This is a genomic window from Streptomyces aquilus, from assembly GCF_003955715.1.
In the GTDB taxonomy this organism is placed as follows: Bacteria; Actinomycetota; Actinomycetes; order Streptomycetales; family Streptomycetaceae; genus Streptomyces; species Streptomyces aquilus.
Genome location: NZ_CP034463.1, coordinates 5555763 through 5577498, shown reverse-complemented (window position 1 = coordinate 5577498; position 21736 = coordinate 5555763). Strand labels below are relative to the sequence as shown.

The following is a 21736-nucleotide window of genomic DNA, read 5'->3' as shown; positions in this document are numbered from 1 at the left end:
CCGCTCGCTACGCCAGCCACACCGTGGTGTCCGGTCCCAGCAGCCCGCTCTCCAACGGGCCGCTGGCGACCAGCACTTCACCCTCCGGCAGCGCGACGTCCGAGTCCGACAGGTTCGTCACACAGCGCCAGCCGTCGTGCCGGGCGAACTCCAGCACGCCCGGCGGGCCGTCCGCCGCCCAGGTCAGCGTCTCGCCCTGAAGCAGCTTGCGGCGCAGCTTCAGGGCCGTGCGGTACAGCTCCAGGGTCGAGCCGTCGACGCCCTCCTGCGCCTCGACGGCGTACGCCGCGAAGGTCTCCGGCTGCGGCAGCCAGGCGCCGCCCGCCCCGAAGCCGTACGACGGGCCGGTCCGCGTCCACGGCAGCGGCACCCGGCAGCCGTCCCGGCCCTTGCGGACACGCCCCGTCTGCTCCCAGACGGGGTCCTGGAGCACCTCGACGGGCAGATCGGCGACCTCGGGCAGTCCGAGTTCCTCGCCCTGGTAGACGTACGACGAACCCGGCAGCGCCAGCATGAGGAGGGTCGCGGCACGGGCCCGGCGCAGCCCCTGGGCGGTGTCGATCCCGGGGGCGTGGCCGGCGGACAGCAGCCAGGCGTTCTCGTCGGTGCCCGGCGGGAGCATCAGGCGTGAGGTGTGGCGTACGACGTCGTGGTTGGAGAGCACCCAGGTGGCCGAGGCACCGGCCGCGCAGGCACCCGCGAGGGAGTCGGTGATGACCTGGCGCAGTGCGTCGGCGTCCCAGGGCGCTTGCAGGTAGGCGAAGTTGAAGGCCTGGCCGAGTTCCTCCGGGCGGGCGTACAGCGCCCGCCGCTCGGCGCTCGGGACCCAGGCCTCGGCGACGGCCATCCGGGGCGGGCGGTAGGAGTCGAGGACCGTGCGCCAGTCACGGTAGATCTCGTGGACCTCGTCGCGGTCGAAGAACGGGTGGGTGCCGGGGGCGAACTCGGTGAGCGCGTCCTCGCCGCTGAGGGCGGGTGCGCCCAGGTCGCGCAGGGGGTCGGCGAGGTCCTTGGCGAGGGCGTGGGCGACATCGACACGGAAGCCGTCGACGCCCCGGTCGGACCAGAAGCGCAGGGTGGTGCGGAAGTCGGCGCGGACCTCCTCGTTGCCCCAGTCGAAGTCGGGCTGCTCGGGGGTGAACAGGTGCAGGTACCACTGTCCGTCCGGGACGCGTTGCCACGCGCTGCCGCCGAAGACGGACTGCCAGTCGGTGGGCGGGAGTTCGCCGCGGGCGCCGCGGCCGTCGCGGAAGACGTACCGGGCGCGGGCGGCCGAGCCGGGTCCCGCGGCGAGCGCCTCCTGGAACCAGGCGTGCCGGTGGGAGCTGTGGTTGGGGACGAGGTCGACGATGACCTTGAGGCCGAGGCGGTGGGCCTCGGCGGCCAGGGCGTCGAAGTCGTCGAGAGTGCCGAGGCGGGGGTCGACGTCGCGGTAGTCGGCGACGTCGTAGCCGCCGTCGGCGAGCTCGGAGGGGTAGAAGGGGCTCAGCCACAGGGCGTCGACGCCGAGGGCGGCCAGGTGGGTGAGGCGTGCGGTGATGCCCTTCAGGTCCCCGAGGCCGTCACCGTCGGCGTCGGCGAAGCTGCGGGGGTAGATCTGGTAGATGACGGCCTGTCGCCACCAGTTGGGGTCCTTGGACGAGAGGTCGTGGGTCACGCGGCGCTCCTGGCTGATCCGTGCGGACGGAAAAGACATACAAAGGGGAATCTGTCCCCAGCTGTGCACGGGCGAACCCCGTGCATTTCGTGGAGCAGCACGTTCCCTGTGTGGCGGAATTGTGATGACGGCGGAACAGACCTTGTATTCCCGCAGGTTGACAGGGTTCCGGCGGGAGATCCACGATGTCCGCACGCTGTTGTGCGTGTGACTCGTGTGACCAATGGGTCCAATGTTTCCGAGCGCCCTTTTTTGCGCTCTGCAGCGTTCCACAGCGCCTTTAAGTTCACTCCACCCTGATGGGATACGCATGTCCATAGCGAGACGTGTCACCGTGCGCCGCCTGCTGGGGACGGGCGCCGCGACGCTCGCCATCTGCGCCTTCACCGCTTCCGTCGCCTCGGCCACCGACTGCCCCGGCGGCAAGGGCTGGGACGACGGTGGCAGCTACAAGCCCGGCACGGGCGCCGGCACCGAGACCGGCACCGAGCTGTGCGAGTTCTCCCTCGACGGCAAGAACTTCTTCCCCTCCGTCAAGGTCGACGACCAGAACCTCAAGCCGACCGACGACGGCAAGGTCCACGTCACGGTCCGCACCGCCGGCAACGCGTCCACCTGCACGGCCTCGCTCGCCTCCTACCGGGCGCACGGTCCGACCTTCGCCACCTCCGGCGAGCAGGTCTTCCACGACTTCGACACCGTGACCGTCAAGGCCGGCGGGACCGACACCCTCGACATCGCCATCCCGGACCAGGGCTGCTACGCGCAGATCGACCTGTACCGGGGCAACACCAAGTTCGACGGCAAGCTCGACGCCAACGACGGCTTCCAGCACGGCGACCTGCCCAAGGGCCCGGACCACCCGGTCATCAAGGACAAGCTGATCGCGGCCTGGAACGGCGGCACGAAGGACTGCACGGCCCAGCCGTCGCCGACCCCGACGCCCACCCCGTCGGCCTCGGAGTCCACCCCGGCCGAGGAGACCACCCCGCCGGCGTCCGAGTCCGAGACCCCGACCCCGTCCGCCTCGGAGTCCACCCCGGCCGAGGAGCCGACCCCGTCGGCCTCCGAGTCCACGACCGCCCCGGCGGCCACCCCGAACGGCGGCGGCGACGACCTCGCCGAGACCGGCGCCAGCAGCAACACCCCGATCATCGCGGGCGGCGCGGCCGTGCTGCTGGCCGGCGGCGCGGGCATCGTCCTGGCGACGCGTCGGCGCAAGGCGACGCGCGCGTAAGACATGCGCCGGTCATGTCGACCGGCATCTGGACGCCGGGCAAGGGGACCTGCCCGGCGTCCAGTGCGTTGGGGGCTGCACCGGCTCTAGCCCTCGACGGCGCCCAGCCACAGCTTCACGTACCGCTCGACGTCGACGTCCAACGCCACGTCCACCATGCGCAGTTCGCGCTCGCCCTCGTGGATCTCGGCCTCGCCGGGCCGCGGACGGCGGTCGACGATGGTCTGGCCGCGGGTCGGGCCCGGGGCGAGGGAGACCTCGACGGGCAGGAGGCTGGTGGTGATGCCGCCGGGGTCGGCGACCGCGCACACCGCGCCCGCGTCCCCGAGCCCGCCGGTGGGCGTGGGGTCGCCGGAGGTGGCCGGGTCGCGGTGGGCGAGCAGCTCGCCGGCCAGCCGCAGCCGGGGGTCGGAACTGCCGCGCAGCCGCTGCACGTCGGCGGCGGGCACGATGACCCGCCGGAAGACGTCCAGGCCGTACATGGTGATCGGCACCCCGGCGGTGAGCAGGATCGCGGCGGCCTCCGGGTCGTGCCACACGTTGAACTCGGCGACCGGCGTGGCGTTGCCGACCTCCACCGCGCCGCCCATGAACACGATCCGCTCGATGTTGCGGGTCACCTCGGGGTGGGTCCGCAGCAGCAGCGCGATGTTCGTCAGCGGGGCGGTGGGGATCAGGGTCACCGGGCGCGGCGAGGCGAGGATCTCGCGCCGCAGCAGGGCCACCGCGTCGAGGTCCACCGGGCGCCGGGTCGGCGCGGGCAGCCCGAGGTCGCCCATGCCGTCCTGCCCGTGCACGTGCGAGGCCGTGCGCACCGGCTCGATCAACGGCCGCTCGGCGCCGCGCGCGACGGGGATGTCCCCGGCCCCGGCCGTCTCCAGCACGGTCAGCGTGTTGCGTACGACCCCGTCGACGTCGGTGTTCCCGGCCACGCAGGTGATCGCGCGGACGTCGAGACCGGGGTGCCGTACGGCGAACAGCAGGGCGAGCGCGTCGTCGACGCCGGTGTCGCAGTCGATGATCACGGGGATGGGCTGGGCGGTCACGGGGACTCCTTCCGTCGTGGGGTCGACCTTACGCAGCCTGGTGCGGCGCGGCCGCCCACAGTTCGCCGCCACGGGTCCGCACGACGCCCTCGACCCTCGCGAGCAGTTCCGCCACCGACACGGCTCCGGGCCGCCGCCCGTCCCTGAGCCGTACGGCGGCCAGATCGCCGTCGGCCGCCTCCCGCTCCCCGATGACGGCGACGTACGGCACGAGCCGCGCGTGCCGGACCCGGGCGCCGAGGGTGCCGTGCTCGGGGCCGGCGAGTTCGGCCCGCAGCCCGAGGTCGAGAGCACGCCGTACGACCTTCTCCGCCTGCCCGTACTGCTCCTCCGCCACCGGCAGCACGACCAGCTGCACCGGCGCGAGCCAGGCCGGGAACGCCCCGCCGTGCTCCTCGATGAGATGCGCGACGGCCCGCTCGACGCTGCCGATGATGCTGCGGTGCACCATGACCGGGCGGTGTTTCGCCCCGTCGGGGCCGATGTAGTGCAGGTCGAAGCGTTCGGGCTGGTGGAAGTCGATCTGGACGGTGGAGAGGGTGGACTCGCGTCCCGCGCGGTCGACGATCTGCACGTCGATCTTCGGCCCGTAGAAGGCGGCCTCGCCCTCGACGGCCTCGTACTCGACGCCGTCCAGGACCTGTTCGAGCAGTGCGGTGGCCCGGCGCCACAGCTCCGGGTCGGCCACGTACTTGTTGCCCTCCCCGGGCAGGGACAGCCGGTACCTGGCGGCGCGGATGCCGAGGTCGGCGTAGGCGCGGCGGATGAGCGCGAGGGCGGCGCGGGCCTCCTCGACGGCCTGGTCCAGGGTGCAGAAGATATGGGCGTCGTTGAGCTGGATGGACCGCACGCGGGTCAGCCCGCCGAGCACACCGGACAGCTCCGAGCGGTACATGCCGCCCAACTCGGCCATACGGAGGGGAAGTTCGCGGTACGAATGGGACCGCGACCGGTAGATGAGGGCGTGGTGCGGACAGAGGCTGGGGCGCAGCACGACCTCCTCGCCGCCCAGTTTCATGGGCGGGAACATGTCCTCGCTGTAGTGGTCCCAGTGCCCCGAGATCTCGTACAGCTCCCGCTTCCCGAGCACCGGCGAGTACACGTGCCGGTACCCGGCGCCGCGCTCCGCCTCCCTGACGTACTCCTCCAGGGTGTGCCGTACGACGGCCCCGTCCGGCAGCCAGTACGGCAGCCCGGCGCCCATGAGGGGGTCGGTGTCGAACAGGTCGAGTTCACGGCCGAGTCGGCGGTGGTCGTGCTGGGGGTGGTCGGCGTGGTCGGCGTTCATGGCGTTCTCCTCCACATCGGGAGACGAGCGCCGCCGCACAGCAGAAACCCCGGGGCACTCGCCCCGGGGTTCGCGTCAGCTCAGGTGTCAGCGCGCCGGGACCATGTCCGGCGTCGTCGTGGGAGACGGGTTGGCGCGCTTCATGCGGGGACCGTACCAGGGGGGTGGGCCCGGGGGCGACGACTTTTCCGTCCCGGGAACCGGCCGCCGCCGTCTCACCGCCCCAGGGTGATGACGTGACCGTCCGGCCCCGTGAGGGTGAGGATGTGAGCGGTCACCCGCGCCTCGTAGGTGCCGGCCGAGGGTATGAGGTCGACGTGGTCGGGCGGGTAGCAGGCGATCATCGTCGACGCGTACTCGCTGCCGAAGGTGACCGTGGACCGTTCGGCATCCACGACCGCCTCACCCGAGAAGCCGTTGCAGCCGTCGTGGCCGGCGACGGTGCGCCGGTCGGCGCCGAACGTCAGCCCTGCGCGGGAACCCTCCGGCACGGTGTGAGTGACGCCGTTCTCGGTGATGGTGCGGGCGTGCCATGCCACACCGGTGAGGACGGGCGGCGGGGTGCGCGGGCCGGCGTTGTCGGCCTGAGCGACGGATGTGGTGGAGAGGGCGGCTGTCGCAAGGGCCGTGGAGGCGAGGAGGAGGGTTCGCTTCATGGCCGTGTGACGTGGCCGCAGGAAGGACGGTTCCGGGGTGGGAGTCGCGTAACCCATACAGCCCGGACCGGTGGTGTCCCCTCGGCCGCGGTGATCCCTTGGGAGCATGACCCGTCGCGTCCTTCTCGCCGTCGCGCTCGTGCTGCCTCTCGCGACCACCGCCTGCTCCGCCATCCGGACGGAGAAGGCGGCCCCGGCCACCGCCACCCCGTCCGCCGCCAGGACCTCGGCGCCTCCCGCCTCCGCCCGCCCCACCCCCGCGTCCGTCCCCGCCCTCACCCCCGCCCAGGCGCAGGCCGCGCTCGTCACCTACACCGACCTCGGTGAACCCTGGGCGCCCACCGAGGGAGCCGCCACCTGGCGGGACGGGCTGCTCAAGGCCACCGCCAACGCACCCGACTGCCAGAAGCTGCTCGACGCCCTCTACTCCGAGCGGCTCTTCGGCGCGGGCGCCCAGGTGCGGGCCGCGACCGGGCTCGACGACACCTGGAACGACGCCCAGTTGCACCACCAGGTCGTCGCCGTACGGCCCGCCGACGTGGACCGGACGCTGGCCTGGCTGAAGACCCTGCCGAAGAAGTGCGGGACCTTCACCGCGGCGACCGCCACCGGCGCCGTCCAGAACGCGGCCGTCAGCGACCCGCGGCTGCCGGGGATCGGGGACGCCCGGCAGGCGCTGCGGCTCACCCTCACCGGGGAGAACGCGGACGGCGACGAGAGGGTGCTCACCCTCGACGTGGCCGCCGTACGCGTCGGCGACGACGCGCTGATCCTCACCAACGGCGGCCTGGGCGACGTCTACCCCGAGGTCACCCAGGCGATCGCCGAGCTGGCCGCGCAGCGACTGGCGGACGTACGCAAACAGGCTCGCGTGGAGGTCTGACCCTCCGCGGCAGGTGGTCGGCCGCCTTGCGCCGCACGGCATTCGCGAAAGGGCTTTCACGAAGGGGGCTTCCCACGGCCGGGTCGGCTCGCTACCGTCGGTCGTGGTGCGCGTCAGGAAGCGGCCGCCCACGACGTCCATCCCGTGCCGGAGCCGCTCATACCGCTGCCCCCGTGCCGCCTCACCCCCACGCCCGGGCGATCCGGCCCGGCCCGGACCTTTGAGAGACCTGTCCCCGACCCCGCGACGCCGACCGGGGCGTCTCCCGCCGCTCCGTGCGGGGCCGGGGATGTCGGGCGAGGACCGCGCGGGCAGCCGCGCGTCCTCGCAAGGGGCGGCCACCCCCGGCCACCTGGGCGGTGGCCGCCTCGCCAGGGCAGCGCGTGCGTGGCGCGCGGGCTCGGCTCATCGCCTTTCCGGTACGAGCTCGCTCAGCTCATCGCCCTTTCCGGTACGAGCCCGCTCAGCTCATCGCCTTTTCCCGTACGAGCCCGCTCAGCTCATCGCCCTTTCCGGTACGAGCCCGCTCGGCCGCACCGCACGGGCGTAGGACCGGCGCCGGTCATAGAGGGGGCTGGGCCGGGGCCGGGCCCAAGGTGGTGGTGCCCGGGGCCGTGCGGTGGCCCAGGCCGGTGCGGTAGGCGTCCAGGGCCGCTTCGACCCGGCCCTCCCTGCGGAGCAGGTCGCCCAGCAGGCGGCACAGGTCGGCCAGGTCGCCGGCGGCGCCCGCGCGTTCCAGGAGGCTCAGGGCGCGGACGTAGTGCTCCTCGGCGGTCTCCGGGTCGCGGGCGTCCTCCGCGATGATGCCGAGCAGGCGGTGCGCGGCGGCGGAGTGGACGGCGCCGCGTTCGGAGGAGAGGTCGCCGAGGACGTCGTGGAGGAGGGCCGCCGCCTCCTCGGACTTGCCGCGGCGGTGCAGTACGTCGGCCAGCTCGACCGCGGCCTGGCTGGAGTAGAGGGCGGCGCGCTTCGCGGACAGCATGGCGAGCGCCTGCCTCAACTCCGCCTCCGCGCGCTCCAGTTCGCCGTTCTGGGCACACACGTACCCGCGCATCCAGTGGCAGTTGGCCAGTTCCGTACGGAGTTGCAGCCCGCGGTAGAGCTCGGCGGCCTTGGCGAGGGAGGCGTCGGCCTCGGCGACGCGGCCCTCGGCGATGAGGGTGCGGGCGACCGAGCGGTGCATGCGGGCGACGAGGGCCGGGTCGCCGGCCTGCGGGGCGAGCGCGAGGGCGAGTTCGGCGGCCTGGGCGGCGCGGGCGTGGGCGCCCATGTCCATGTACGGGCCGATGATGCTGGCGTAGAGGAGGAGCAGCGCGTCGGGGTCGTGGAGGCCGCCGCGGTTGAGCTCGTCGAGCGTGGACTCCAGCAGATAGACGGCGTACCGGAGTTCGCCGGCGAGGTAGTGCGCGAGGGCGCGGCCGCGCAGGGCGGGCACCCGGGCGGGCAACGGCGCGTCGGCGAGGACGAGTTCGGCCCGCTCGAAGTACCGCCGCCCCTCGACGAGTTCACCGCTCTCCACGGCCGCCTCGCCGAGCCCGATCAGCGCGTCGTACTGCGCCTCGGCGAGCTGGAGTTCCTCGGCCTCGGCGAGGAGAAGGGCGTAGCTGTGGGCGGCTTCCTCGGTGTCCCCGGTGGCGAGGGTGCGCTGGGCCTCGATGAGCCGCAGCCGCAGATCGGTGACGAGCCGGGCGGGGCGGCCGGTGGCCAGCTCGTCGAAGGCGACGCCGAGGCGGCCGGCGAGATGGCGCAGCGCCTGGTCGGAGGGGCGGACCCGGCCCGACTCCAGGGTGGAGATGTAGGCGGCGGTGTACGCGGGCTCGGCCAGCTGCCGCTGGGTCAGGCCGCGTTCGACCCGGAGTTGCTGCACCCTGCGCCCGATGATCTCCGGGTCGTCACGGTCGGACATGGGCCAACTCCCCTTGCACCTCTTGCCGTTAGGCTGCGCCGGGCTCTAGGTTAAACGGCGTGTTAAGCCTGCTTAATAGGCAGTACGTAAATAGGCGGGGAAACGCCGTCACCGCATTCGTCACCGTCGTCACTGCGAGGTCGTCGTGCTCGAACGCACCAGCACCACCGAGCGTTACGCAAGGGGCGTCATAGCCGCCGTGGTCGCCGTGGCGGCCCTGGTCCTGGCGGCGAACGCGGGGCCCTCGCGAGCGGCGGAGATCGGACCGAACCGGCAGGCCGGGCAGGTGCAACAGGTCGAGGACGTCCAGCGCAGCTGAGCTCGCATCAGTCGCCACACACCTCGCGGTACGGCACGTCACGCAGGTACGTCCGCCACTGCGCCCGCGTCAGCTCGCGCGCTCCGGCCCGCGCGCACACCGTTGCGACCGCCCGGGCCGGGTCGATGACATAGCGCTGGAGCGGCACGTGCGCGCTGCCCGCGTACACCGTGCCGCTGTCCGGGCCGAACGCGACCGTGTCGATCGGGTCGCCGGGGGTGGACAGAAGACCGCCGAGCGGCCGCTGGGTGGCGATGTCCCACAGCTGGAGGCTGCCCGCCTCGCCGCCCACCGCGAGCGTGCGGCCGTCGGGGCTGACGGCGAGGGCGCTGACGGCCTCCGAGGTGTCGTCGCTGATCGGGTCGGGGCCGCCGTCCGGCCAGCCGGTCTCGCCCCCGGAGAGCTCGGGGAAGACGTTCGGCAGGATGCCCTCCCGCTGCCGGACCGCCGCGTCCCACAGCGCCACCCGGCCCGTCTGGTCCCCCGCCGCGAACCGCGAGCCGTCCGGGGAGAACGCGAGGGCACCGATCTCGTCGCCCTGGACCAGGTCGCGTCCGATGGTCCTGCCGCCCGGCAGGCTCGCCGTCCGGTTGTCGCCGGCCAGGAGGCGGCCGTCGGGGCGGACGGCCAGGTGGCTGCTGGACAGGCCGGTGAGGACGGCGGTCCGGCGGTGCCGGGCGAGGTCCCAGGTCTCGTTGGTCAGCTCGCCGATGGCCGTGGTGCGGGTGAGGTGGAGCGTGCGGGCGTCCGGGCCGGGGGCGAGGGCGATCACCGCCCCGGCCGACGTCTGCTCCGCCAGGTCCAGCGTCGTGCGGACCCGGCCCCGGGTGACGTCCCAGACGGTGAGGCGCTGCGGGGAGGCCTCGTAACCGGGCGCCGCGACGGCATACGCGAGCGCCTTGCCGTCGGGGGTGAAGGCCAGCAGCGGGAGGGTGTACTCCGGACGTACCGGGCGGGAGGGGTCGCGCGAGACGCCGGGCGGCGTGGGCGGCAGGGTGGCGAGCAGTCGTCCGTCGGCCGTGGCGCGCAGCTCGAAGCGGTAGGTGTCACCGGTGCGTCGCGCGGTGGCGAGCGTCCGGCCGTCCGGGCTGATCAGCGCCTGGTCCACCGGCCGGTCCCGCCAGGCGGGCGTCACGGCCGTCGCCACGTCCAGGGTGTGGACCGTGCCGGCCTCCAGATAGCGCAGTACCGGGCGGGCGGGGTCCCAGGCCAGACCGCCGAGGTGCTGGTTGTTGAGGGAGTACCGGAACACCGGGGAGCCGTACCCCAGCCGCCACAGCGTGATCTCCTCCCCGTCGGCGAGCGCCAGGAACGTCCCGTCCTCGCTGAAGGCGGCGTACCTGACTCCGGTGCGGGCGAGGTCGGGCAGCCGTTTCCCCGACCGGACGTCCCAGACCCGCACGCCGCTCGGGAGCACCGCGGCGAGCCGCCGTCCCCCACCGCCGAGCACCAGCTGCCCGCGCTCCTGGCCGCAGATGTCGCCCTCGCGTTCCCAGGGCCCGTGCACCGTGCGCCGGTCCGTGAGGTCCCGCACCTGCGGCGCGCCGCCCTTCCCGAGGGCGCAGACCGCGATCAGCCGGCCGTCCTCGCTCGGCGTCACGGTGTCCGCCGCCTCGAACAGCAGCTTCCCGTCCGCGGCCGAGTGCACCGCCGCCCGGGAGTCGTCCAGACCGCGCACGGTGTACGTGCGCGCGCCGAAGTCCACGACGGACGCCGCCGGCAGCCGGTCCCCGGTCCAGCGTCCGCCGGCCGTGTCCCACAGCCGCACCCCGTCGCCCGGGCCCCGTCCGAGGACGGCCAGCAGCCGCCCGTCCGGGCTCGCCTCGACCGCGAGGCCGGCCTGCGGCAGCCGCCCCTCGGCGATCCGCCGGTGCCGTGCCACGTCCCAGGTCCGCCAGGTGCGCCCCTCGACGCTGAGCAGGGTCCGACCGGAGTCGGTCAGCCGGCGGAAGGGGCCGTCGCCCGGTGCCCGGTCGCTGAACGCGTCCACTTCCGGCTGGTCGAGCGCGCCCAGCAACGCCTGCCGGGTCTCCGGCAGCCGGGACACCCGCCAGGCGGCGACGGCCAGCAACCGGGCGGTGTGCGGGTCGGTGGTGCTCAGCCCTTCCGCGACGGCGGAGATACGGCGGGCCACGTCGTCGATGCGATGGCGCTCGTTGTCCCGGCCCTGCGTCCACGCGGAGAGACCGGCGATCAGCGCCACCGCGAGGACGGCCGACAGGACGCCCAGCGCGGCCCGCGACCGGCGTGTGGCGCGGGCGGCCGCCCGGCGTTCCGCCTCGCGGGCGGCCAGCGCGGCGGTGAGGAACTCGCGCTCCGGCGCGGTCAGGAAGGCGTCGTGCTCGTGGTCGGGGAACAGCTCCGCCACCCGGTCCAGGCGGGTGCCCCGGTACAGGGCGCCGGAGTCACGGTCGTGTTCCAGCCAGACGCGGGCGGCCTCGGTCAGCCGCCGGTGGTGCCGCAGCCGCTCCCGGTTCTCCTCGATCCAGCCGCGCAGCCGCGGCCAGCTGGTGATCAGCGCCTCGTGGGCGAGCTGCACGGTGTCCTCGTCGACCGTCAGCAGCCGGGCGCGGGCCAGCCGCTCCACCACCACGGGCACATGGGGGCACGCCCACTCCTGGCGCTCCGCCCGGGTCAGCGGGCGCCGGGTGTCGGGGGTGCCCTGGCCGGGCTCGACCATCCGCAGCAGCAGCCGCCGCGCGGCGTCCGCCTGTTCCTCGGTCAGCTGCCCGTACGCCTCCTCGGCGCTCGCCGCGATGGCGCCGCGCACCCCGCCGGCCGCCTGGTACGCGGTCAGGGTGAGCACCCGGCCCTTGCGCCGCCGCCAGGTCTCCAGCAGGGCGTGCGAGAGCATCGGCAGCCCGCCGGGCTCGTCGAGGACCTCCTCCACGATCCGCGCGGTCAGCTCCCGCTCCACCAGGAGCCCGACTTCCTGCGCGGGCTTGACGACCGCCTCCCGCAGCTCCTGCGCGGTCATCGGTCCGACCAGCAGTCCGGCACCGCACAGCGTGTCCGCCAGGCCGCGGTGCTCGCCGCAGCGGGCGTAGAAGTCGGCCCGTACGGCGATGAGCACGCGCAGCCGGCTGTCCGGGTCCCGGGCGGCGAGCAGCAGGTCGATGAACCGGGCCCGCTCGGCCCGGTCCCGGCACAGGGTGAAGACCTCCTCGAACTGGTCCACCACCACCCAGCTCTCCGGCTCGTCCGCGGCCGGGGTCAGCAGATGACCGTAGGTGGTGGCGGGCCGGTCGCCGGGCGTGAGCACGCGCAGCACCGCCGGACGCCCCCGGCCGGCGATCTCCTTCTGGAGCCGGGGGATGAGCCCGGCCCGCAGCAGCGAGGACTTCCCGCTGCCGGAGGCGCCGAACACCGCGGCGAAGCGGTGCCCGCACACCAGCTGGAGCAGGTCCTCCGTCAGCCGGGCCCGCCCGAAGAACAGCCCCTGGTCGGCCGGCTCGAACCGGGCGAGACCCCGGTACGGCACCACGTCCGCGTCGTCGTCGCGGACCTCCCCCGCCGCCTCCGCCTCGGCGTCCTTCCACCGCGGCTCCCAGGCGTCCGGGTCGCCGCCGCAGGCCCGCACATAGCCCCGGACGACGGCGAGGGACGGCAGCCGTTCGCCGGCCGCGGCCTGTGACAGCGTTGTCGCGGAGAAGCCCGCCGTCTCGGTCATCGTCCGGTACGAGGGGCTCCCCGCGGCCTTGCGCAGCTCGCGCAGCTCGTGCGCGAGCCGCGCGACGGGACCGGCCGTCGGGTCCAGGGATCTTTCCGGGCGCCCCATGCGCTGACCTCCGTACAGCTCGCGAAAGGGACATCGAGCGCGACGAACGTACAAGTCGCTCGGTGACGCCGTAGTTGCCGACGGATTAAGTGCAGGCGAAGGGGCAGGTGACGCCGGACATCGGCCTGGTCCAGGGCAGCGGTGCGGGGATTGGTCCCCCTGATCGGACGGGGATTGATTGCCCTGATCGGACGGGCTGCCGATCAACCCTCCGGCTGCCAGTCTGGACCCGTGCCGCTCATCCCCCCGAGGGGCACCCCCGCCGGCAACCTCGTCAGCATCCTGACCGAGCGCCGGCCCGCCGCCGGTGGACGCCCCCCGTCCGCCGGCGGCTTCTTTCGTATGCACGGGCCCCGTTGTCCACAGCTGTGGACGAACTCGCCGGCGAAGAAACGCCAAAGCGAATTGATCGAGCTGTTCAGAGCATGTAGCCGATCAACTCCCCGCCCTCCAGTCTCGATCTCGTCCCGCCGGAATCCCGGCAGAACGAACCACTGGAGCACCCACCATGCCGCAGACAGCCACGCCCCGCCGACGGTCCCGCCTCGCCCGAGCCGCCCTCGTCCTGGGCAGCGCCGCCGCCCTGACCGTCGGTCTGACGGGAAGCGCGAGCGCCGGGATCCTGAACCCGCTGCCGTGGAACGCGAGCACCTTCCAGAACAAGTACATGCCGCTGTTCGACTACGACACCGACGGCTGCTTCCCCGCGGCCGCGGTGGACGCGGGCGGGCACCTCAACGGCGGCCTCAACCCCAGCGGCTCGATCACCGGCGGCTGCCGGACCGACCACCTCGGCAGGGCCAACACCTACGCGCAGTCCCGGTGCGAGAACGGCTGGTGCGCCTACGTCTACGCTCTGTACTTCGAGAAGGACCAGACGCTCAACGGCGCCGACGCCTTCGGGCACCGCCACGACTGGGAGTCCGTCGTGGTCTTCCAGAAGCAGGGCGAGGAACGCCCCCGGTACCTGGCCGCCTCCCGGCACGGCGGCTACAGCACCCACCCGATCAACGAGGTGCCGATGGACGGCAACCGCGTCAAGATCGTCTACCACAAGGACGGCGCGAGCACCCACGCCTTCCGCTTCGCCAAGTGGGGCGAGGACACGGAGGCCTGGGGCCCGGGCAACCACTGGGACACCCCGGCCCTGGTCACCATGGAGCAGATGGACAAGGCGCCGCGCGACGCCCTGTGGAACTCCACCTGGGGCAGGGCCAACTTCCCGCTGACCAACAACCTCGTCAGCAACATCAACAAGGCCCGGCCCTCGGAGGTCCCGGCCTTCTGACCCGGACCGCGGCCGGCGACGCCCGCTCTCCACTTCGCGTCGTCGTCGGCCGCTCCGGCGTCAGGGCTTCATAACTTGAGAGCTTCAGAGCTTCAGAGCTGGAACTCCGCCGGGTTCAGGTTCAGCGCCGCGCAGGCCTCGCGCAGGACCATCTGCTCGGCCTGCGAGAAGTGGCCGTCGGCGCCCGCGATGACGATGCCGGTCTGGACGACCGCGCGGGCCTCCGTCGGCTTCTTCGCGGCCTTGGCGATGTCCTGGAGCGCCTCGGCCTTGCCCTGCGCGAAGTTGCGGGTGAGCTGCTCCACATGCTTGTGGAAACGCGTGCGCAGCTGCTCCGGCGGGAAGTTCTGGAGCACCTCGTTGGTGAGGATCATCGACTCCATCTGCTGCATCTCGGACGCGTCCACCTGGCCGTCCGCCGCCGCGACCAGCGCACACATCGCCATGCTCGCGTCCCGGTAGGCGCCGCTCTTCAGCTCGGTCTTGATGGAGCCGAGCTGCGTCTTGAACAGACCGACGAGCTGGGAGCGCGAACCGCCGCCGCCGTGCGAGCCGCCACGCGAACCGCTGCCGTGTCCACCGCCCTGCACCTGCTGCTGCAAACCCTTGGCCTGGTCCTTGAGCCGGTCGAACAGTGCCATTGACGTCACCTCGGTGCTCGTACTCGTCTGACTGATCTCATCCCCACAACGCCCGCGCTCCGGTAAAGGTTCCATCAAGCCGGAAGGGGAACAGCGTGCCCGGGGCCACCGCTCGGGCACCTCGGGCGTCGATCACTCAAGCCACGGCGGCCGGACGAGCGGGAGCCGGTGGTGCTGCACCCAGGTCGCCAACGGCCGCTCCATGCGGCTCGCGGCGAGGCTGGGGTTTGTCGAGGTGGAGCGGTTCACGGCCTGGGAGGCCGAGCAATGGCTCGGTATACGGTCCCAGGACGGACCCTCGGGACCTCCCCTCGGCATACGCTGCCCCGCATGACCTCCGCCGCCGCCCGTACCGCGCTGGATCTGACCGCTGAGCTCGGGCTCCCCGATCTGGAGGAGTTCTACCGGGATCTGCATCGCCACCCCGAGCTGTCCAGGCAGGAGCACCGGACGGCCGGGCTGCTCGCCGGGCGGCTGAAGGCGGTCGGGTGCGACACCGTCGAGGGCATCGGCGGCACCGGTGTCGCGGGCGTCCTGCGCAACGGGGACGGGCCCGTCGTGCTCCTGCGGGCCGACATGGACGCGCTGCCGGTGACGGAGGAGACCGGGCTGCCGTACGCCTCCCGGACGCCCGGCGTGATGCACGCGTGCGGGCACGATCTGCACGTGACCTGGCTGGCGGGCGCGGCCCGGGCGCTGGCCGCCGGGCGGGACGCCTGGAACGGGACCCTGGTCGTCGTCGGGCAGCCCGCCGAGGAGACCGGCAGCGGGGCGGCGGCGATGGTCGCGGACGGGCTGTACGCGCGCGTGCCCCGCCCCGATGTACTGCTCGGCCAGCACGCGGCCCCGGGTCCCGTCGGCCTCTATCCGCACGTGCCCGGGCTCATCCTGTCCGCCACCACCGACGTCGAGATCATCGTGCACGGGCGCGGCGGGCACGGGTCGCGGCCGGAGACCACCGTGGACCCGGTGCTCACGGCCGCGTATCTCGTCACCCGGCTCCAGAGCGTCGTCAGCCGTGAGATCGCGCCGCGCGAGTCGGCCGTCCTGACCGTCGGCCGTATCGAGGCGGGCACCGCGCCGAACATCATCCCGTCCACCGCGCGGATCTCCCTCAACCTGCGCACCCAGTCCGAGGCCGTCCGGGACCGGATGGTCGCCGCGATCCGCCGGATCGCCGAGGGCGAGTGCCATGCCGCGGGCTGCCCGCGCGAGCCCGAGGTGACCGTCGGCGCGTCCTTCCCGGCGACCGTCAACGACGCCGAGGCCGACCGGCGGGTGGCCGCCGTGCACCGCGAGGTCTTCGGCGACGGCACGGTCTTCGACCCCGGCCCGGCGATGGGCAGCGAGGACTTCTCCCTGCTGGCCGCGGACGGGCAGCCGTACGCCTACTGGTTCGTGACCACGACCCCGGCCGCGACCTGGGACGCGGCGCCGGGCGGCGACGACCTGTTCGCGAAGCTCGACGCGATCCCCAGCAACCACAGCCCACACTTCGCACCGGACCTGTCGGCGGTGGGACCGGGGGTCCGCGCCCTGGTGGCGGCCGCCCTGACCCACCTGTGCTGACCCGCGCACGCCCCGTGCTTCAGCTTCACGAGCCGAGCGTCTGCAACTGACTGAGGTGCTTGTGCACATGGTCCAGTGCGCCCTCCCGGCGCCCTGGCACCCGGGCCCTCAACTCCGCCAGCGCGGGCCCCAGTTCGCGGGCCCGCGCCGGGTCGTCGATGCGGCCCCACTGGTGGTGGGCGCGGTCGACGGCGGCCTCCACGGCGGGCGCGTCCGGGGCCTGCCCGGCCGTCAGGCGCGTGGTCGCCACCGCCAGCCAGGCCCGGCAGCTGCGCACCGGGTCCCCGGCGAACATCGCGAGATCGGCCCGGACCTCACTCCAGTGCAGCGCCTCCTCGGAGGCGGGGCCGTGCGCCCGTACGGCGTTCAGCTCGTGGTGCGCGGCGAGCGCGTCCGCGTCACCGTGGCGCCGGGCGGCGACGGCGGCCGAGATCAGGGCGTGCGGATCGCCGGCCTCGGGGCCCTGCGCGCTCAGCACGTAGCCGACGCTCTCCTGCGGGAGGCGGCCGAGCGCCTGCTGGTGCAACTGGTCGAGAGGCGGCCGGTGTCCGCTGCGCAGGATCGTCGCGACCGTCTTCATGTACGCGGGCGTACCGAGGCTGCGCCGGGACGGCGGCGCCGCGATCCGCCCGTACACCGCGTTGTTGCGGCCGGTGTCCAGGGGGTTGGCGCGCAGCCACTCCCAGGTCTCGGTGTCGGCGTGCAGGTCGAGGACGAAGGCCGTCGCGCCCGCCGGGCGCAGCCGCAGTTCGTCCTTGAACCAGTGCCAGGGGAACCCGGTGTAGCGGACCGTGGCCGGGGTCGTGCGGGCCAGCGCGAGGTGCGGCAGGCGTTGGCGGCGGTCGAGTTGGAGCTGGCCGGTGACGAAGACGGTGAGCGGTCCGGGGGCGGCCGCGGCGGCGCGCAGCCGGGTCAGCACGGCCTGCGGCTCCAACGGGTCCGCCAGCTCCACCACGTTGGCGGTGTCCGCTCCGGACAGCACGGCGGGCGGCACGGCCGCGAGGACGGGCAGGACGGACGCGGCGTCGACCAGACATCCCCTGCCCGCCGGTGCGGCGGCCAGCAGCAGCACGGTTCCGGGCATCGGTCCCTCCCCATCCCCCGTCGATCACGTACGCCAGCACCGTAACCGCTGCGGCTGCAAAGGTGGACCTCAGGACGGCGAACGTCCCTTTCGGCCGGTTCCGGGGAGTGAACGCCGGACCGCGAACACCGTGGTGTCGTCGGCGAGCCGGCCGCCGCTGTGCCGGAGCGTGCCGTCGCGCACGTGGGCGACCAGGCGGCGGGGTTCGGCGGTGAGCGGGTCGGCGGCGACGGCCGCGGCGACCTCGTCGGCGAGCGGGTAGAACCTCCCCTCGGCGTCGCGGGCCTCGGTGACCCCGTCCGTGGTGATCAGCAGGGTCTCGGTGAGGGCGAGGGGGACGCGGCGCACGGGTGGCGGCCCGTCGTCGGAGAGTTCACCGAGGCCGAGCGGGAGCCCGTCACCGGCCGGGAGGTGCCGTACGCCGCCGGGTCCGACGACCAGGGGCGGGTCGTGGCCGAAGACGACGACGTCCACCACGTCCTGCTCGTCGTCGGCGTCGGGGAAGCCGATCAGGACGGCGGTGGCGAATCGGTCGCCGTCGTCGCGGCCGAGGGCGGCGAGGTGCCGGCTGTGGCGCAGCATGCGCAGCTCCAGGCGCTCGGCCACGGTGCCGAGTTCCTCGTGGTACGCCGCCTCACGGAACGTGCCCAGCAGCGCGGCCGCCGCCTCCACCGCGTCGAGGCCCTTGCCCTGCACGTCGCCGACGAGGACGCGGGTGCCGTGCAGGCCCTGCTGGACGTCGTAGAAGTCGCCGCCGACCCGGGCCTCGACGTCGGAGGCGAGATGGACGGCGGCGTGGTCGAGGCCGCCCCAGTCCGGCGGCAGCGGGCGCAGCACCGTGCGGCGGGTGGTCTCGGCGACGTCCCGCATGTGCAGCATGTGCCGCTCGCCGCGGACCCGGACCGCGCAGGCGAGGACGGCGAGGATGCCGCCGAGGGCGACCAGGATGAAGTCGGGCAGGGCGCTCGCGTACCGGCTGGGATAGGACGTGTCCGCGACGAAGTAGGTCACGAGCGCCAGCACGGCGAAGGCCGCGGTGCCCCACACCCCGCAGATCGCGGCGGCGATCCCGGGCACGAGGACCACCCAGGAGATCATCCGGAACTCGCCGGCCGTGTTGAAGTCGATCACCGCGATCGCGACGAGCATCACCAGCGGCGGCACCCAGGCGACACTGCGCCCCCGGACGCGCAGCATCTGGTGGCGGCGCAGGACGTCGTACTCCCGGGCGGGCCGGGCGGGCCGGGACAGCCGGTCGAGCGGGCCGCGTCGCCGACCGCCCATCGGCCTCAGCCCGTGCTTCATGCGGTTCAGCGAAACACGGGGAGAGCGGGGCCGCACTCCGACTTGCCAGGCCCCTCTCCCAGGTGTGCTCTGGTAGGCGGGGGCGAGGAGAGAGGAGTCCTCTCATGGCTCATGCGGCACCCGCGTCCGGCGCCAGGTCCGGAATGGCCGGACGGTCGCCCGACGTCTTCAGCCCGCAGGTCCACACGGCGGCCCGGTACGGGATTCCCGTCGTGCTGGGGCTGGTCTACGGCTACTGGGCCGCCGCCAACCGGCGCGGCGGCGGCGAGATCACCGGCTGGAACATCCTGTTCGGCTTCGTGACCGCGCTGGCGTTCATCGTGCTGTGCCTCGCGGTGGCGACGTTCGCGCCGATGCTCAAGCGCGAACTGCACTCGCTGGTGAAGTCCGCGTTCGCGGGCGCGGCGATCGGCTTCCTCTACAGCCAGACCGGCGAGAGCGTGCTCAGGTCCGCGGCGCTCGGGGTGGCGGTCGCGGCGGGCATCTTCGGCGTGTTCTTCTACCGCTACTACACGCGCGAGGACGGCGAGGGCAACCGCATCCGCTGACCCGTGGACGTGGTCGGCAGAAGGGCCCGGCAGCAGCTGCCGGGCCCTTCTGTCTCCCTCTCTCACCAGCCGGCCGAGGAACCGGTCACGCTGAAGCTCCACGTACCGGAGAAGCTCCACGTACCGGAACTCGACACGCTCCAGGAGTCGTTCATGTACGGGTCGTCCCAGTTGCTCCAGGAGCCGTCCTTCCACTCGGGACACGGATCGGAGCAGGTCGGCACCCCGCGCCCGCCGGTGTCGACGAACGCGGCGCTCGCCCAGCCCTGGGCGCCGACGAGCCAGTACCAGTAGGGGTTGCCGTTGACGCTCTGCCCCAGGACCTTGCAGTCCACGCGATCCTGGCTCCACGGCGAGAGCTGGTCGACGACGGGCGAGTGTGTGGTGGGCGCGGCCCTCACGTTGAGGTCGACGCCGGAGACGATGGTGCCCCAGATCGGACCGCCGGAACCGCCGGATCCGCCGCCGCCACCGTGTCCGTCGGCGTAGGTCGGCGGGGTGGCGGCCGCGGCCGTGGTGCCCGCTGCCGCGGCGACGAGGGTGCCGCCGGTGAGCAGGGCCGCGGCCAGGGTCCGCAGGGCCGGAGTGGTGCGCATGGATCGGCCTCCTTCTCCCCAGAACCAGGAAACACCCGTTCGGGTGAACCCTCCACCGGAGAGCGGGAGGCCTTGCGGCTACTGGGGTGCGGGGCCGTACACCCGAATGCAGTGCCCCCGCTCGCGCCCCCGCCCGTCACCGCCTTGCCTGGAAGGGTGCGCCCACGCCTTCGCAACGCCCTCTCGGCCACCCTCATCGGCCTGGCCTGTCTGCTCGTGCCGTTCAGTGTGCTGGCGTCCTGGGCGGCGTACTGGACGACCGTCGAGCTCGCCCAGGTCAGACGCCAACTCACGGACGCCTATGTGCCGTTCGACCTCGCCGGTTTCTGGCTGCCCGTCAGCGCCCTGGTGCTGGCCGCCGCCGGGATCGCGGTCGCCGCCTGCCGCCGCCGCGCGGTGACGGCCACCTCGCTGGGCACGGCGCTCGGCGGCGGACTGCTGGGCCTCGCGGTCGCCGTCGGCCGCCGGATGACCCTCGCCGACCTGCCCGACGCCGACCACCGCAGCGCCGCCGGTGTCATCTACGACGCCCTCACCGGCACCTTGCGCACGGTCTCCTGGCTGCTGGTCGCCCTCGGCCTCACCGTGGCCTGCGCGACCTGGCTCACGGCCCGGTACGCGCGACGCCGGCAAGGGTCCGCAGTGCCCGTCGCAGATCCGGCACCGCGGCCGACGCGAGCCCGAGCCTGACCGCGTCCGGCGTGCGGCTGGGGTCGACGGCGAAGGCGGGGCCCGGCGTGACCGCGATCCCGTGGGCCGCGGCGGCGGCCGTGAAGGTGTCGGCCCGCCACGGCGCGGGCAGCTCCCACCAGGCGTAGTACACCTGCGGATGAGCCCGTACGGCGAACCCGTCGAGCTCCTCGGCGACGAGCCGCTGGCGCAGCGCGGCGTCCGCCCGCTTGGCCTCGACGAGCCGCTCCACCACCCCGTCCCCGATGACCCGCACCGCCGCCTCCAGCGCGAACCGCCCCGCGCTCCACCCCCCGGACCGGATCGCGGCGGCGACCGCGTCGGCCCGGTGCTCCGGTACGACGGCGAAGCCGGCCGTCAGCCCCGGCGCGACCCGCTTGGAGAGGCTGTCGACGACGTGGGTGAGGGCCGGAGCGTGGGCGGCGAAGGGGGCGGGGGCGTCGGGGTGCAGGAAGGACCAGATGCGGTCCTCCACGACGGCCACGTCCAAGTCGCCTACCACCTGAGCGAGTTGACGCCGACGCTCGTCGCTCATGGTCCGGGACGTCGGGTTGTGGAGCGTCGGCTGGAGGTAGAGCGCGGACAGCGGGGCCGTGCGATGGGCGGCGAGGACCGACTCGGGCAACGGCCCGTCCTCGTCGGCGGCCAGCGGCACGAGGACGAGACCGAGACGGGCGGCGATCTCCTTGACCAGCGGGTACGTCAGCGGCTCGACGCCGACCCGGCCGCCCGGGCGCACGAGGGAGGCGAGGGTGGCGGCGATGGCCTGACGGGCGTTGCCGGCGAACAGGACCCTGCCGGGTTCGGGACGCCAGCCCGGGGTCGCTAGCAGGGCCGCCGCGGCCTGTCGCGCGGGCGCCGTGCCGGTGGCGGCGGCCGGGAGGAGTGCCTCGGTGAGGACGTCGGGGCGCAGCAGGGGCGTCAGGAGCGGGGCGAGGAGCTCGGACTGGCCTGCCACGGCCGGGTAGTTGAGCTCCATGTTCACCGGCGCGGCGCTCGCCTGCTCGATGAGGGCCCGGCCGGTGGCGTCGTGTGCGGCGGCGCGTACGAAGGTGCCGCGGCCGACCTCGCCCACGACCAGCCCCCGCCGTACGAGTTCGGCGTACACCCGTCCCGCCGTCGACCCGGCGATCCCGCGCCTTCGTGCGAACTGGCGTTGTGGCATGAGCCGTTGGCCGGGTTTGAGGCGCCCGGCCGTGATGTCGTCGGCCAGCCGGTCGGCGATGGCCCGATAGTCGTCCACAG

The 21736-nt window shown here is 73.6% G+C and carries 18 protein-coding genes; 7 read left to right on the top strand and 11 right to left on the bottom strand.

Annotated elements, in window-relative coordinates; translation table 11 throughout:
• Window positions 1-7: 7 nt before the first annotated feature.
• Window positions 8-1696: a glycoside hydrolase family 13 protein gene (locus tag EJC51_RS25530; RefSeq protein ID WP_126273214.1), complete on the bottom strand. Its 1689-nt coding sequence runs from the start codon at window positions 1694-1696 to the stop codon at window positions 8-10.
• 271 nt (window positions 1697-1967) lie between these two features.
• Here EJC51_RS25530 and EJC51_RS25525 point away from each other — a divergent pair, with 271 nt between their 5' ends.
• Complete coding sequence (locus EJC51_RS25525; protein WP_126273213.1) at window positions 1968-2894, top strand: LAETG motif-containing sortase-dependent surface protein; 927 nt, start codon at window positions 1968-1970, stop codon at window positions 2892-2894.
• Window positions 2895-2980: 86 nt separating this feature from the next.
• On the opposite strand, the gene EJC51_RS25520 is transcribed toward EJC51_RS25525, so the two are convergent.
• The 3 genes from EJC51_RS25520 to EJC51_RS25510 form a co-directional block, all read right to left on the bottom strand.
• The gene (locus EJC51_RS25520; RefSeq protein ID WP_126273212.1) at window positions 2981-3940 is read right to left on the bottom strand and encodes a nucleoside hydrolase; all 960 of its coding nucleotides are present in this window, start codon (window positions 3938-3940) and stop codon (window positions 2981-2983) included.
• A gap of 28 nt (window positions 3941-3968) precedes the next feature.
• Window positions 3969-5228 carry a threonine--tRNA ligase gene (gene thrS, locus EJC51_RS25515; protein ID WP_126273211.1) on the bottom strand — a complete coding sequence of 420 codons (1260 nt, stop codon included), beginning with the start codon at window positions 5226-5228 and terminating at the stop codon, window positions 3969-3971.
• Window positions 5229-5443: 215 nt separating this feature from the next.
• On the bottom strand, window positions 5444-5884 hold the full coding sequence (locus EJC51_RS25510) for an META domain-containing protein (protein ID WP_166682905.1): 441 nt from the start codon (window positions 5882-5884) through the stop codon (window positions 5444-5446).
• Window positions 5885-5990: 106 nt separating this feature from the next.
• Here EJC51_RS25510 and EJC51_RS47830 point away from each other — a divergent pair, with 106 nt between their 5' ends.
• A complete protein-coding gene (locus EJC51_RS47830; protein WP_166682904.1) occupies window positions 5991-6767 on the top strand; it encodes a hypothetical protein in 777 nt (258 codons plus the stop codon).
• A 562-nt stretch (window positions 6768-7329) separates the two neighbouring features.
• Here the strand turns inward: EJC51_RS47830 and EJC51_RS25500 are convergent.
• The gene (locus EJC51_RS25500) at window positions 7330-8673 is read right to left on the bottom strand and encodes a helix-turn-helix domain-containing protein (protein WP_126273209.1); all 1344 of its coding nucleotides are present in this window, start codon (window positions 8671-8673) and stop codon (window positions 7330-7332) included.
• Window positions 8674-8818: 145 nt separating this feature from the next.
• On the opposite strand from EJC51_RS25500, the gene EJC51_RS47825 reads away from it, so the two are divergent.
• Window positions 8819-8992, top strand: coding sequence for a hypothetical protein (locus EJC51_RS47825; RefSeq protein WP_165951236.1), 174 nt, complete (start codon window positions 8819-8821; stop codon window positions 8990-8992).
• A 7-nt stretch (window positions 8993-8999) separates the two neighbouring features.
• Here EJC51_RS47825 and EJC51_RS25495 read toward each other — a convergent pair whose 3' ends face one another.
• Window positions 9000-12770, bottom strand: a complete 3771-nt coding sequence (locus tag EJC51_RS25495) for a WD40 repeat domain-containing protein (protein WP_126273208.1) — start codon at window positions 12768-12770, stop codon at window positions 9000-9002.
• Between the two features lie 508 nt (window positions 12771-13278).
• Between EJC51_RS25495 and EJC51_RS25490 the strand changes: the two genes are divergently transcribed.
• On the top strand, window positions 13279-14058 hold the full coding sequence (locus tag EJC51_RS25490; protein WP_126273207.1) for an NPP1 family protein: 780 nt from the start codon (window positions 13279-13281) through the stop codon (window positions 14056-14058).
• 92 nt (window positions 14059-14150) lie between these two features.
• Here the strand turns inward: EJC51_RS25490 and EJC51_RS25485 are convergent, their stop codons facing one another.
• On the bottom strand, window positions 14151-14699 hold the full coding sequence (locus tag EJC51_RS25485) for a tellurite resistance TerB family protein (protein WP_126273206.1): 549 nt from the start codon (window positions 14697-14699) through the stop codon (window positions 14151-14153).
• Between the two features lie 330 nt (window positions 14700-15029).
• On the opposite strand from EJC51_RS25485, the gene EJC51_RS25475 reads away from it, so the two are divergent.
• Window positions 15030-16268 carry an amidohydrolase gene (locus tag EJC51_RS25475; protein ID WP_126273205.1) on the top strand — a complete coding sequence of 413 codons (1239 nt, stop codon included), beginning with the start codon at window positions 15030-15032 and terminating at the stop codon, window positions 16266-16268.
• Between the two features lie 25 nt (window positions 16269-16293).
• On the opposite strand, the gene EJC51_RS25470 is transcribed toward EJC51_RS25475, so the two are convergent.
• A complete protein-coding gene (locus tag EJC51_RS25470; RefSeq protein ID WP_126273204.1) occupies window positions 16294-17352 on the bottom strand; it encodes a hypothetical protein in 1059 nt (352 codons plus the stop codon).
• Window positions 17353-17421: 69 nt separating this feature from the next.
• Complete coding sequence (locus tag EJC51_RS25465; protein ID WP_425276804.1) at window positions 17422-18657, bottom strand: PP2C family protein-serine/threonine phosphatase; 1236 nt, start codon at window positions 18655-18657, stop codon at window positions 17422-17424.
• 104 nt (window positions 18658-18761) lie between these two features.
• Between EJC51_RS25465 and EJC51_RS25460 the strand changes: the two genes are divergently transcribed.
• Entirely contained in the window at window positions 18762-19205 is a 444-nt protein-coding gene (locus tag EJC51_RS25460; RefSeq protein WP_126273203.1) for a hypothetical protein, read from the top strand.
• 62 nt (window positions 19206-19267) lie between these two features.
• Here EJC51_RS25460 and EJC51_RS25455 read toward each other — a convergent pair whose 3' ends face one another.
• Complete coding sequence (locus tag EJC51_RS25455) at window positions 19268-19801, bottom strand: SH3 domain-containing protein (RefSeq protein ID WP_126273202.1); 534 nt, start codon at window positions 19799-19801, stop codon at window positions 19268-19270.
• A gap of 156 nt (window positions 19802-19957) precedes the next feature.
• Here EJC51_RS25455 and EJC51_RS25450 point away from each other — a divergent pair, with 156 nt between their 5' ends.
• Window positions 19958-20491 (top strand): hypothetical protein, encoded by a 534-nt coding sequence (locus EJC51_RS25450; protein WP_126273201.1) that lies wholly within the window; start codon window positions 19958-19960, stop codon window positions 20489-20491.
• Here the strand turns inward: EJC51_RS25450 and EJC51_RS25445 are convergent.
• Window positions 20406-21734 (bottom strand): aminotransferase-like domain-containing protein, encoded by a 1329-nt coding sequence (locus EJC51_RS25445; protein ID WP_126273200.1) that lies wholly within the window; start codon window positions 21732-21734, stop codon window positions 20406-20408. The two genes, EJC51_RS25450 and EJC51_RS25445, sit on opposite strands and share 86 nt — an antisense overlap.
• Window positions 21735-21736: the final 2 nt, after the last annotated feature.